Below are 12629 nucleotides of genomic sequence, written 5' to 3'. Positions count from 1 at the left end.
TCAGGGATTTATTTGCTCATCTGTTCGGATTTCGCCATACAGGCCTGAATAGCGTCGATAACAGCCGCGCGGAAGCCTTTCTCTTCAAGCACTTTGACCGCTTCGATGGTCGTACCGCCAGGTGAGCAGACCATATCTTTCAACTCTCCCGGATGTTTGCCGGTTTCGAGTACCATTTTTGCCGATCCCATCACTGCCTGCGCGGCAAATTTATAAGCCTGCGCACGTGCCATCCCGCCCAGTACGGCGGCATCGGCCATGGCTTCGATAAACATAAAGACATACGCCGGGGCGGAACCACTGACACCGACCACCGGATGGATCATCGGTTCGGCAATCACTTCGGCAGCGCCAAAGCAGCGGAAGATAGTAAGCACGTCGGCAATATCTTCCGGCGTCACCAGGGCGTTGGGCGTAATGGAGGTCATACCGGCATTCACCAGCGACGGTGTATTAGGCATGGTGCGTACGATTTTCCGATCGTGACCCAGCGCCCGTGCCAGTTGATCAAGCGTGACGCCTGCGGCAATCGATACGACCAGAGACTCTTTGTTCAGGCTGGATGCGACGTCGCTCAGCACCTTGACCATAATATTCGGTTTTACCGCACCAAAGACGATGTCGGCTATCTGGGCCACTTCCTGCGCGCTCTGCGCGGCGTTAATGCCGTACTGATCATGCAGTGCAGCGACTTTATCCGGCGATGGGGTATAGACCCAAATCTGCCCGGGCTGTACCTGGCCGCTGGCGATCAGACCGCCGAGAATGGCTTTGCCCATGTTGCCGCAGCCGATAAAACCGATTTTTTTCTCCATTACGTCTGTCTCTCTGCTGTTAAGTGTTCTGAGTTATAGCTTAACGTGGAAAGGCTTACAGGGCTAAAGCTTAACGTCATCCTTTGCGAAGCGGGGCATTTAACGCGACAATGCCCGAAACGAGAGTGAGGAGCGATAATGGCGATTTGGGTTGATGCGGACGCGTGTCCGAATGTGATTAAAGAGATTCTGTTTCGTGCAGCCGATCGCACGCAAACGCCGTTGACGCTAGTGGCGAATCAAAATATCCGCGTACCGCCATCGCGCTTTATCCGTTCCGTACGCGTTGCGGCGGGGTTTGATGTCGCAGATAACGAAATTGTACGGCTGTGTGAGGCGGGCGATCTGGTGATCACGGCAGATATCCCGCTGGCGGCGGAAGTCTTAGCCAAAGGCGCGGCAGCCATTAACCCACGCGGAGAGCGCTACACCGAAGCGACGATTCGCGAACGGCTGACGATGAGAGACTTTATGGATACGCTGCGCGCCAGCGGGATCCAGACAGGCGGTCCGGACAGCTTGTCCCAGCGTGACCGCCAGCAATTTGCCGCCCAACTGGACAAATGGCTGCTTGAGCGTCAGCACCGCCAGGCTGATGAGTAGTATCATCAACTGTTATATGAATATGTTACGCTAAACGGGCCTGTGGGCTTGTCAACATACAATCTTTTAAAGTAAGGTTATCGCTACATAGGTTGCATTAAAATCTTTACACTCAAATGTGGCGTCGTCTCTGGGTTTTTATGAGGAAGGATGCAAGTTGTTTTTGACGCGTAACGATTTGTTTACGATCGCTCAACGCCCGGCAGGGTGATTTACCGTTATCTTATTTTTCTTTTTTCACCTTGCGATATCAGAGGGAACATCCGTTCATGACGCTACCCATTTTTTTAATTGGCGCACGTGGTTGCGGTAAGACTACCGTTGGTCATGCGTTATCACAGTTACATGTTTGTCAGTTTGTCGATACAGACCACTGGTTGCAGGAGCAGGCGCAGATGACCGTCGCCCAGCTCGTAAGCAAAGAAGGCTGGCATGGTTTCCGCGCGCGTGAAACCGAAGCGCTGGAGGCTGTCACCGCCCCTGCGCGTGTTGTCGCCACAGGCGGCGGCATCATTCTGAGTGAATACAATCGCAAATTTATGCGCGAACAGGGCGTGGTGATTTACCTGTCTGCGCCTGTTTCTGTGCTGGTCGAGCGTCTGGAAGCGTATCCAAAAGAGAGTCAGCGTCCGACATTGACCGGTAAACCTGTCCGCGAAGAGGTGGGTGAAATTCTGGCAGGTCGTGAAGCCCTTTACCGCGAAGCCGCACATCATGTGGTGAATGCGGCGCAAGATCTTGACCTGGTGATCGCTGAAATTCAGACAGCTCTGCGTCTGGCGCGCGCCAGCTAGCGAAACGATTGTCTATACTTAAGGCCTGACACTGTAATTGAGGTAACGTCATGCCTGGTAAACCACCTTATCCTCGTGAAGCCCGTGTTGTTGCTGTAGAAAAAGGCACAGCCGGGCAGACCGTCACCTGGTACGAATTACGTGCCGATCATCCCAAACCTGACTCATTAATCAGCGAACATCCCACTGAGCAGGAAGCACTGGATGCTAAAAAGCGCTATGAGGATCCAGATAAAAACTGACTGCTTTAAAAAAGTTCTGAAACATGAAATAAGTGGCGCCTCATCACATTTTTCCCCCTGGCAAGATGGATGAGGACCGTCAATAATCAGACATTACTGGCGTATTTGGGAATTTTTAAGAACCAGACATTGTCTGTCGGTTCAGACTGCGTCAAGGCATTAACAAAAAAGCAGTGTTGCAAGGTGGATAAACAAAATGAGCGCAACGATGGCGATCCTCACCATAGGTGTGGTGCCTGTAGAAACGATATTACCGTTGCTGATCGAGCATATTTCTGAGCAGCAGATAACCCATTTCAGCCTGCTTGGTAAAATGGACCCTCAGGACGCCCTGACAGAGTACAGGGTTGATCGGGGTGAAACGCCGCTCCCCACGCGCTTGTCTGATGGCAGTATTGCCATGGTCTCGCGTCAAAAAGTGGAGCGTGATCTGCAAAGCGTTATCGAAGTGATGGATAACCAGGGCTACGACGTTATTTTGCTGATGAGTACCGCGGATATTTGTGGGCTTAATGCGCGAAACGCCATTCTGATCGAGCCACAGCGCATCATTCCACCGCTTGTAGCCTCCATTGTTGACGGTCATCAGGTTGGGGTGATCGTGCCGATTCCTGAGCTGATGCAACAGCAGCAGCGAAAATGGAGCGTGCTGGAAAAGACACCGTTATATACCCTGGCGCATCCGTACAAGGCGACTGAGTACGAACTGCTAACCGCGGGAAAAGAACTTATTGAACAAGGTGCGGACGTATTAATGCTTGATTGCCTCGGTTTTCATCAATGGCATAGAGATTTGCTCCAGAAATCATTGGATGTGCCCGTTCTACTCTCTAATGTTCTGGTGGCGCGTCTCGCCTCGGAACTGCTGGTATAAGCCATCCTTTCCTGCAATTTCGCGTGACAGGAGCGAAGTCTGGCCTCTATAGTGTTTTTCCACACATTTTCTTTTTTAAGGGCCAGTTCATGCTTCAAAGTAACGAATACTTTTCCGGTAAAGTGAAATCGATTGGTTTTACCAGCAGTAGTACTGGCCGTGCCAGTGTGGGCGTGATGGCGGAAGGCGAATACACCTTCGGTACCGCGCAACCGGAAGAGATGACGGTTATTAGCGGTGCTCTGCACGTTCTTCTGCCTGGTGAAACGGAATGGAAGACTTACTCTGCGGGTGAAGTGTTCAATGTTGCCGGACAAAGTGAATTCCATCTGCAGGTAGCCGAGCCGACGTCTTATCTGTGCCGTTATCTGTAAAAAAACGCCCGGTTTAACCGGGCGTTCTGCTTTTAGCGTCTGCTGTTTTTCGTCTTAGCGCTGGGCTTCGCCGCCCAGTCCTTCTACCAGACTGTGGATCAGCGTCGCCAGTTCACCGGTCATCAGAATAAAATCGGCATCAAAGCGCTGGGCGACATCATCGCGGTCGATATCTTCGTTCTGATCGCGTAACTCATCACCAAATTTCAGGCGCTTAATCGAACCATCATCACACACAACAAACTGAACGCGTTGCTGCCAGTCGAGCGCCAGTTTGGTCACCACTTTGCCTGCTTCGATATGCACGGCGATCTCATCGCTGACCAGTTCTTGTTTTTTACAGCGAATGACGCCGCCATCTTCCAGGATGGCTTTCAGCTCGGCTTCATCAAGAAGCTGGAAGCCCTGCGCCACCGTACCGGAACGTACCCATTCCGTCAGCGTCAGTTCAATAGGCGTTTCCAGAGTAAGGGGGACAACCGGCAGAGAACCCAGGCTTTTACGCAGCAGCGCCAGCGTATCTTCCGCTTTTTTCGCGCTGGCGCAGTCCACCATAATGAGACCATTAACGGTATCAATCCACATCATAGTCTGGCTAAAACGGCTGAAAGCACGCGGCAGCAACGAGTGCAGAACTTCGTCTTTCAGGGAATCTTTTTCGGTTTTTTTCAGCTTGCGGCCCTGGTCGGCCTCAAGACGGGAAATTTTGGCTTCCAGCGCCTGTTTAATCACCGGAGCAGGCAGAATTTTCTCTTCTTTGCGCGCGCAGATAATAATCTGACCGTTCGCAGTGTGGGTCAGCGCGTCACTGTGTGAACCCATCGGTGGAACCCACCCGGTTTTCGCCATATCCTGACTACCGCACGGGGTAAACGATAGTGGGACAAGCTGTTTTTCCATCTCTTCCGCCCGCAGCGCTACATCGCGGCTGAGACGGTAAACCATTAAATTTTTGAACCACAGCATGATATTTTCCACGGTCTAGTCGTTAATTGCAGCGGGCATGATAACCAATTGTCGCCGCGCTTGCATGTGAATGCGTTGTCCAACTATGAGGAGCATTATGTGCGTATTGGTATCGATTTAGGCGGCACAAAGACGGAAATCATTGCGCTCAGCGATAGCGGCGACGAGCTGTTTCGCCATCGTCAGCCGACGCCGCGTGATTACCATCAAACCCTTGATCTGCTGGCCTCGCTGGTGGCGTTGACTGAGAAAGAAACCGGGCAAACCGGCACCGTCGGTATGGGGATCCCCGGCTCTATTTCCCCTTATACGGGCGTGGTAAAAAATGCCAACTCAACCTGGCTCAACGGCAAGCCGTTCGATAAAGATTTAAGCCAACGTTTAAACCGGGAAGTTCGTCTGGCGAATGACGCTAACTGCCTGGCCGTTTCTGAGGCAGTGGATGGTGCAGCGGCTGGCGCGCAGACCGTGTTTGCGGTAATTATCGGTACGGGCTGCGGAGCGGGACTGGCGTTCAATGGTCGTTCGCATATCGGCGGCAACGGGACGGCGGGCGAGTGGGGGCATAATCCGCTACCGTGGATGGATGAGGATGAGCTGCGCTATCGTGAAGAAGTGCCATGTTACTGCGGCAAACAAGGGTGCATCGAAACCTTTATCTCCGGCACCGGCTTTGGCACCGATTATCAGCGTTTGAGTGGACATACGCTTAAAGGCAATGAAATCATTCGCCTGGTGGAAGAGCAAGATCCACTGGCCGAGCTGGCGTTAAGCCGCTACGAGCTACGTCTGGCGAAGTCGCTGGCCCATGTGGTGAATATTCTCGACCCGGATGTGATTGTACTCGGCGGCGGGATGAGCAATGTGGAACGGTTGTATAAAACCGTACCGAATCTGGTGAAAAACTGGGTTTTCGGCGGCGAGTGTGAAACCCCGATCCGCAAAGCGCTGCACGGGGATTCCAGCGGCGTGCGCGGCGCGGCATGGCTGTGGCCGCAGGTGTAAGAGTATGACTATCCCGGCACTAACATTGCCGGGATATATTTTGGGCTTAGTATTAGCAATTATAAGATTGTTTTTTAGAATTAGATGGCGAATTTAATTATATCGCTTCTCTTGTTTGTCTGGTAAGCATATTTTCGCTAAAAATTATATTCTGATATTTTTTGTAAAATAATTTTTTTGCTGGGCTGTGCCTGTTATTTCAGAATTCATCATTGTTTTCTTGGTTTTTTAGCGGGGAGGTGGCTTTGTCAGCATGTTTTTTTTAAGCGAGCTTTAGTGTTCAGGCTTTAATGATTTTTTGCAAAATAAAATCGAGGTAACATAAAAATTTATGCTTTTTGACAGGCAGAAATAACCAGCGTATTTAACCCATCGAAGTCATTGATTCAGAAAAGGGAGTTCATACGATGCATCGGTGGGGTGTACTCATAATATTTCTTTCAACAGGTGTGCAGGCTGTTGCGCTTTCTTGTTCAGGACCGAGTCAGGTCGGTGGCATATATCAACTTCCTTTTCCAGGAAGAAATGTCACGCCACCGAATACGGGAAATGCGGGTTCTGTCGGAGGAACGGGTGGGGAATGCACCCCAGCAACCTGTTTCGAATTATTTACGGTAAAACGCAGTATCCCCGGAGGGCGATATGCAATGAATCAATCTTGCTCACCCGCTCGGGGCATAAAAATTGGTTATTCAGTTAAGAGTTATCCTTCAGGGATAATCTATAGTTTTAATGGTTATAAAATTTTCCCGACAACAGTAAAAGGAATCGGCATTTCTTTTAATGATGCCCATAATAGTCCTAATCCGGCGTACCCAGCCTGGCCAAATGCTTTGTGGCCTCATGCAGCTAGCGGTAGTTTTCAGGGCGATACATGGATTGATATACGTGTGTGGAAAACGCCAGAGTTTACACCAGCAGGAAATATTGATTTTACAGGGCCTGTTTTTATGCAGATTTTAAGCCCTACAGCATCCGAAGATACTATTTCGAGCTGCCCTGATAATACGTCAGAAGGAAAGATTGATAACCGCACTTGTGTCTGGCTTAGCCGCGAAATTAAAGGAAGTGTTAATTTCCAAAGCGGGACATGTGAATTAACTAATACTACACGCACAGTATATATGGGATCTTATCACTCAAGCATCGGTAAATCGCCCTGGAAAGATGCTCGTTTTACCTTAACTTGCCCGGCAGCCTATGGTTATAACAGTACCGTTTCGAATGCTGATAATCCTTTTGACGCCAATGATGGTTCTCGTAGCGCACAAAATGCAACTCGCAACAAGCCGGTAAGAATACAAATTTATCCTTATGGGAATGTTATCAACGCTACGCAGGGTATTTTTGCACTTACCCCTGGTGGGGCAGAAGGATACGGAATTCAGTTGGCATGGGGAGCTCCCGGGGAACAGACACATGCGGATAATCCCATTAGTCCCGTCGTATTTGGGTTTAATGGGCGGGTCCTGGCCAGTTCAAAAAACAGTAATTTTAACGATGGTAGTGGTGGGAATATTGGATTAGGTGCACGGGCATTGCCTGTCGGGGCTGATGGTACGATTAATATGTCTGCCCGCTATATTCGTACAACCGGCCCGATAAAGCCTGGGCCGGCAGACGGTAAAGTTGAAATTATCGCTGCGTATGAATGAGAGAGCGATACCCCGGATAAGGCTTTTACGCCGCATCCGGGGTATTTACCGATTAGGTGTGCGGCACCGAAAACACGCTATCCAGCTTGCTGTAACCCAGGCCGTTAATTTTCCTGACTTTAATCTGCACCGGAATACGCTCCTTCATCGCTTCCACATGGCTGATGACGCCAATGGTTTTGCCGCTGGCATTCAGCGCATCAAGGGCATCGAGCGCGGTATCCAGTGTTTCGCTGTCCAGGGTACCGAAACCCTCATCCAGGAAGAGTGAGTCGATACGGGTCTTATGGCTCACCAAATCCGACAGCGCCAGCGCCAGCGCCAGGCTCACCAGGAAGCTCTCACCGCCGGAAAGCGTGCGAGTATCACGTATCGCATCGGCCTGCCAGGTATCGACGACTTCCAGCTCCAGCGCCTCGCTGACTTTGCGTTTGAGCAGATAGCGCCCGTGCAGGCGGTTCAACTGATTGTTGGCCAGCCACACCAGATTATCGAGCGTTAACCCCTGGGCGAACTTACGGAATTTATCCCCTTCTTTCGAGCCAATCAGCGCATTGAGATGCCCCCAGTCATCGCAGCGCAGCGCCGCACTTTCAATGTCCAGCATCAGCGCCTGCAAGCGCTGGCGGTTGTCCGCATCTTGTTTAAGTTGCTGACGGCATTCCCCCTGGCGGGTGGTATTTTCACGTAGCTGGCGCGCCAGCAATGCCAGCGCTTCACGGGATTTTTCAGTATCAGTATCGTCACTCAGAGGGGCGGGAAGCTGTGCGTTGTGTGCTGCGAGAGCCTGTTCAGCGCTGGCGACCAGTACCTTTGCCTGTTGCTCATCGCTATCGAGACGCTGGCGAAGCTGTTCCAGGCGCGTGCGCTCGTCGTCGCTCAACAGCGCATCGAGAAAATCCTGCTGATCGGCAAACTCACTGTTTGCCAGCGCATCGACAAACTGTTTTTCCAGCTCTGCCAGACGCTCCGTCTCATACCTCAGTTGCTGCTGCAGCGTTTGCCACTGGCTGTGCAGTGACACGCAATCGTTATGTACCTGCCGCCAGTTGTCTAAGGCAACGGTTTTTATCTCTGCCGGGATAGCGTCTTCCGGCAGGGTATCGAGAAGCGGTGTCAGCAGCGCAATCTGCTCATGCAATGCGCTAAATGCACGCTGTTTTTCCTGCCAGTGTTCGGCTTCTGCTGTGCGTGCTGCCAGCCATTGTGCCTCTTCACCTTCTGGCGGCAGCGTTAGCCCCAGCGGCTCCAGCATGGCAGCCAGACTTGCCCGGCGCGCCTCTGCCGCCTGCTGGTATTGCTGAATCTGCTGGCGTAACTCATTGATCTGGTTTTGTAATGTCAAGCGCTGACTCAGCTGATAAAGCTGATGTTCGTAGGCATCCTGCGCGCCCAACCAACTGGAGATGTCATGGTGCGGCCGCAGGGTGATGTTCAACGCCAGGCACAGTTCCTGCCACTCGTTTGTGAGCGTTTGCTCCTGTTCCCGAAGTGATTTCGCTTCGCGGTCATCTTTTTCAATACGCTCGCTTATCCCTTTCAGACGTTCGCCGAGCGCCACGCCATCTTCTTTTATCTGGCGTACTTCGAGATCCAGGGCATCGCGGCGGGCATGGTTCACGCCAGGGACAATGGCCTGATACTCAGCAATCGCCGGGTGCGTCGTCGAACCACAAAGCGGGCACGCATGACCCGGTTGCAGGCGGGCACGTTCGGTTTCCAGGCTATGGATGCGGTCTTCCAGCTCGCAAAGGGTGCGGATATCCGTCAGCAACTGGTTTTTTTCTTTATATTGCTCACGCTTAAGCGCCAGTTCGGCCGTCAGTTTTTCCTGCTCCGCTTTGAGTTCGCTCAGGCTTTGCTGACGCTGGGCGAGATGTTTTTGTAGCGGGGCAAAACGCGCATGCAGGGCGGTCAGTCGCTGACGTAACGGGCGATTCTGCGCACAGAGCGTCATCGCTGCAGTAACCTCGTCGGTGGTCATCTCCAGCGAAACAGTCATCAGGTTACGTAATTTGTGTTCATTTTGTTGAATGCGTTCCTGCAGCGCATGCCACGGCTTTTTGTCATCTTCCTGCTGGCTTAGCATCGCCCGCCAGCCGGTTAACTCGGTCTGCCAGCGCTGGAAGCGTTTGTTGTCTTCAAGCCACTGTGAGAGCGTTTTTTGCGACGCCATCAATTCCTGATGCTGGCGTGCGGCGCTGGCGCGAATCTGTGCCCGTAACGCCAGGCTCGCCTGTAAGCGAGTATTCACTTCTTCATTCTGGCGAAGACGGCTGTCCTGTGCTTTGTGTTGCTCCTGCAACCGTTCCCAGACAGGCCGCAGTAGCAGGGCGGGTTGCACCCGTGCAAGCCGCGCCAGTTGTGCTTCGGCGGCGGTACGTGCCTGCTGTGCCCGCTGCCAGGTTTTTTGTGCCTGGTCGCAGGTGGTTTGCAGTTCACCGCTGCGAATCAGCCAGTTCAGTTGCGCCTGCACCCTGCGCTGCCCGTCTGACAGGCGCTGTTCTTCGTCAGTGAGCGCCTGCACACTTGCATTCAGGGATTCCCGCTGCGCATCGGTAAGTAGCACGACGCCTTCGGCCTGCGCCTGCAGTTTCTCCAGCTCGATTTTGGCAACTTTATGTTTTTCAAACACATTGGCGGAAATCTGCCCATAGATTTCGGTGCCGGTCAGCTCTTCGAGCAGTTCTGCGCGTTCTTTCGGTTTGGCATTGAGGAACGCAGCGAATTGCCCCTGGGAGAGCAACATGGAACGGGTGAAACGGCCATAATCGAGCCCGGTTAAGGCAGCGGTGAGCTCCAGTTTATCTTTCACTTTGTCGGCGAGGATCTTGCCGTCCGCACAGCGGGCCAGCTCGACACGAGGGACCTGTAAATTGCCGTCCGGCTGATTACGCGCACGGCTCTGGCTCCAGAATGCGCGATAAGCGACCTCTTTAACTTCAAATTCAACTTCTGCCAGGCAATCGGCGGTGTCGCGGGTCATCAGATCATTCTGCGACTGCGAAACGGTATTCAGGCGTGGTGTCTCGTGGTAGAGCGCCAGGCAGATGGCATCCAGCAGGGTCGTTTTCCCGGCGCCGGTGGGGCCGGTGATGGCGAACAGGCCGTTACTGGCAAAAGGTTCAGCGGTGAAATCAATCTTCCACTCGCCTTTTAATGAATTAAGGTTTTTCAGGCGTAGGCTGAGGATTTTCATGCGTCATGCTCCTGATTGAGCGAGTGGAGCGTTTCGGAAAAGAGTGACTGCAGGCGGGCAGTCTGGACGTCATCAAGCTCCTCCTGTGCCAGGCGACGCGCGAAAACCTCTTCTACTTTTAACTCGCTCAGGGTTTCGCGACGCTCCCCCGCGAGGATGCGCTCCCGCTGTTCGCGACTGCGGCGAACCAATAACACCTCGACCGGCAGATCGGCGGTGAGTGCCTGAATTTTTCGCTGCATGTCACTCAGATAATCCTCGGTCGCGATCTCAATATCCAGCCAGACGGGGGCATCCGTTGGGCCGCCTCGCCACTGCTCAAGTTGCCGACGAATCGACGCAAGATCGCCCTTTATAACCGCCAGTTGCTGCGTAACAGGGACTTCCAGCGCTGTCACATCCGCCAGTTTCCCTGCTGAAAATGTCACCAGATTGACATATTTGCTGTTACCGGTTTCGTCGAAGCTCAGTGCGATCGGTGAGCCGCAGTAGCGGATATGCTCTTGTCCGCCAGGCTTTTGCGGACGGTGAATATGCCCAAGCGCGATGTAATCCGCAGGCGGAAAATTTTGCGCAGGGAAGGCATCCAGCGTACCGATATAGATGTCACGTACGGCGTCACTTTTACTGGCACCGACGGTGGTCAGATGCCCGCTGGCGATGATTGGCAGCATGCTGTCACCGCGTAATTCGCAGGCGGCCTTATACTGTTGCTGATAGTAATGGGTGATGGCTTCGAGCAAATGTTGCTGTTTTTCTTGCCCGGAGCGACCCGCCTGGCTGGTCACGATGTCGCGCGGACGTAAAAAAGGCACCGGGCAGAAAATCGCGCCGGGCGAGCCATCACGCAACGGTAAATAAAAAGGCGCGTGGCCTGCGCTGGCGACAACGGTGGTCTTTAGCCAGGCGAGGATATCTTTCGATTCATTCAGCGTGGCGACGGAATCATGGTTCCCCGCCAGCACCACCAGATGACACCCCGTTTGCTGTAATTTCACTACAAAGCGGTTATACAGCTCGCGCGCATAGCTGGGCGGGGAGCCGGTATCAAAGATGTCGCCAGCAACAATAATGGCATCGACCTGGTGTTCTTCTGCGGTTTCCAGTAGCCAGGTGAGAAAGGCGTCGTGTTCAGCGGCGCGGCTTTTACTGTAGAAGTTCTGACCCAGGTGCCAGTCCGAAGTATGGAGAATGCGCATAGCGGTTCCGTGGCAAAAAAGCGTGAACGCGATTATAACATTCAGGGGCACACGAGCCGCCAGTGAAACAATTCCCCACTGTCATAAAACAAAGGCTTGAGTCACCTGTTGGTCATTTGTTTCATAAATCTGTCACAAAAGTGACGCATAATGGCGCCGCATTTAGCTGATGACTCAAATTAAACAGGGCAAATTATGGCAAGACGCATTCTGGTCGTAGAAGACGAAGCGCCAATCCGTGAGATGGTGTGCTTCGTGCTCGAACAAAACGGCTTTCAACCTGTCGAAGCGGAAGATTATGACAGCGCGGTGAACCAACTTAATGAACCCTGGCCTGACCTGATTTTGCTCGACTGGATGCTGCCAGGTGGCTCAGGTATTCAGTTCATTAAACATCTCAAGCGTGAAGCGATGACCCGGGATATCCCGGTGATGATGTTGACCGCTCGTGGCGAAGAAGAAGATCGTGTGCGCGGGCTTGAGACAGGCGCGGACGATTATATTACGAAGCCGTTTTCGCCCAAGGAGCTGGTGGCACGCATTAAAGCCGTCATGCGCCGTATCTCCCCGATGGCGGTAGAAGAAGTCATTGAAATGCAGGGCCTGAGCCTTGACCCAAGCTCTCACCGTGTGATGACCGGGGAAAATCCTCTGGACATGGGGCCGACTGAGTTTAAGCTATTGCATTTCTTTATGACCCATCCTGAGCGTGTGTACAGCCGCGAACAGCTGCTGAATCATGTCTGGGGAACGAATGTGTATGTTGAAGACCGCACGGTGGATGTTCATATTCGCCGTCTGCGTAAAGCGCTGGAACACAGCGGCCACGATCGTATGGTTCAAACCGTTCGCGGCACGGGTTATCGTTTCTCGACCCGTTTCTAAAATCTGAAAGGAGTGTGA

12 protein-coding genes are annotated in these 12629 nt (G+C 52.7%); 8 read left to right on the top strand and 4 right to left on the bottom strand.

Translation table 11 applies throughout. From position 1 onward, the window contains the following. Positions 1-8: 8 nt before the first annotated feature. Positions 9-815 carry a pyrroline-5-carboxylate reductase gene (proC, locus tag AB182_RS20030; protein WP_047371627.1) on the bottom strand — a complete coding sequence of 269 codons (807 nt, stop codon included), beginning with the start codon at positions 813-815 and terminating at the stop codon, positions 9-11. 138 nt (positions 816-953) lie between these two features. Between proC and AB182_RS20025 the strand changes: the two genes are divergently transcribed. From AB182_RS20025 to ppnP, 5 genes are all read left to right on the top strand, one after another. Beyond that, positions 954-1418, top strand: coding sequence for a YaiI/YqxD family protein (locus AB182_RS20025; protein ID WP_047371626.1), 465 nt, complete (start codon positions 954-956; stop codon positions 1416-1418). 269 nt (positions 1419-1687) lie between these two features. Then, on the top strand, positions 1688-2212 hold the full coding sequence (aroL, locus tag AB182_RS20020; RefSeq protein ID WP_047371625.1) for a shikimate kinase AroL: 525 nt from the start codon (positions 1688-1690) through the stop codon (positions 2210-2212). Between the two features lie 50 nt (positions 2213-2262). After that, on the top strand, positions 2263-2454 hold the full coding sequence (gene yaiA, locus AB182_RS20015) for a protein YaiA (RefSeq protein WP_041852552.1): 192 nt from the start codon (positions 2263-2265) through the stop codon (positions 2452-2454). A 196-nt stretch (positions 2455-2650) separates the two neighbouring features. Beyond that, entirely contained in the window at positions 2651-3328 is a 678-nt protein-coding gene (locus AB182_RS20010) for an AroM family protein (protein WP_047371624.1), read from the top strand. 89 nt (positions 3329-3417) lie between these two features. Continuing rightward, positions 3418-3702 carry a pyrimidine/purine nucleoside phosphorylase gene (gene ppnP / locus AB182_RS20005; protein WP_047371623.1) on the top strand — a complete coding sequence of 95 codons (285 nt, stop codon included), beginning with the start codon at positions 3418-3420 and terminating at the stop codon, positions 3700-3702. 54 nt (positions 3703-3756) lie between these two features. On the opposite strand, the gene rdgC is transcribed toward ppnP, so the two are convergent. Continuing rightward, positions 3757-4668 (bottom strand): recombination-associated protein RdgC, encoded by a 912-nt coding sequence (rdgC, locus tag AB182_RS20000; protein WP_047371622.1) that lies wholly within the window; start codon positions 4666-4668, stop codon positions 3757-3759. Positions 4669-4767: 99 nt separating this feature from the next. Between rdgC and mak the strand changes: the two genes are divergently transcribed. Together mak and AB182_RS32375 are read left to right on the top strand one after the other, a co-directional pair. Continuing rightward, complete coding sequence (gene mak / locus AB182_RS19995) at positions 4768-5673, top strand: fructokinase (RefSeq protein ID WP_047371621.1); 906 nt, start codon at positions 4768-4770, stop codon at positions 5671-5673. 407 nt (positions 5674-6080) lie between these two features. Next, a complete protein-coding gene (locus AB182_RS32375) occupies positions 6081-7328 on the top strand; it encodes a hypothetical protein (protein WP_139153718.1) in 1248 nt (415 codons plus the stop codon). A 52-nt stretch (positions 7329-7380) separates the two neighbouring features. Here AB182_RS32375 and sbcC read toward each other — a convergent pair whose 3' ends face one another. Further along, positions 7381-10527, bottom strand: coding sequence for an exonuclease subunit SbcC (gene sbcC, locus AB182_RS19980; RefSeq protein ID WP_047371618.1), 3147 nt, complete (start codon positions 10525-10527; stop codon positions 7381-7383). After that, positions 10524-11726: an exonuclease subunit SbcD gene (gene sbcD, locus AB182_RS19975; RefSeq protein ID WP_047371617.1), complete on the bottom strand. Its 1203-nt coding sequence runs from the start codon at positions 11724-11726 to the stop codon at positions 10524-10526. The genes sbcC and sbcD overlap by 4 nt, the downstream gene beginning before the upstream one ends. A gap of 195 nt (positions 11727-11921) precedes the next feature. On the opposite strand from sbcD, the gene phoB reads away from it, so the two are divergent. Then, a complete protein-coding gene (gene phoB / locus AB182_RS19970; protein ID WP_041852545.1) occupies positions 11922-12611 on the top strand; it encodes a phosphate response regulator transcription factor PhoB in 690 nt (229 codons plus the stop codon). The last annotated feature ends 18 nt before the right edge of the window (positions 12612-12629 follow it).

The sequence above is a fragment of the Phytobacter ursingii genome (assembly GCF_001022135.1).
GTDB classification, from domain to species: Bacteria; Pseudomonadota; Gammaproteobacteria; order Enterobacterales; family Enterobacteriaceae; genus Phytobacter; species Phytobacter ursingii.
This window is presented reverse-complemented; position numbering and strand designations above follow the sequence as displayed.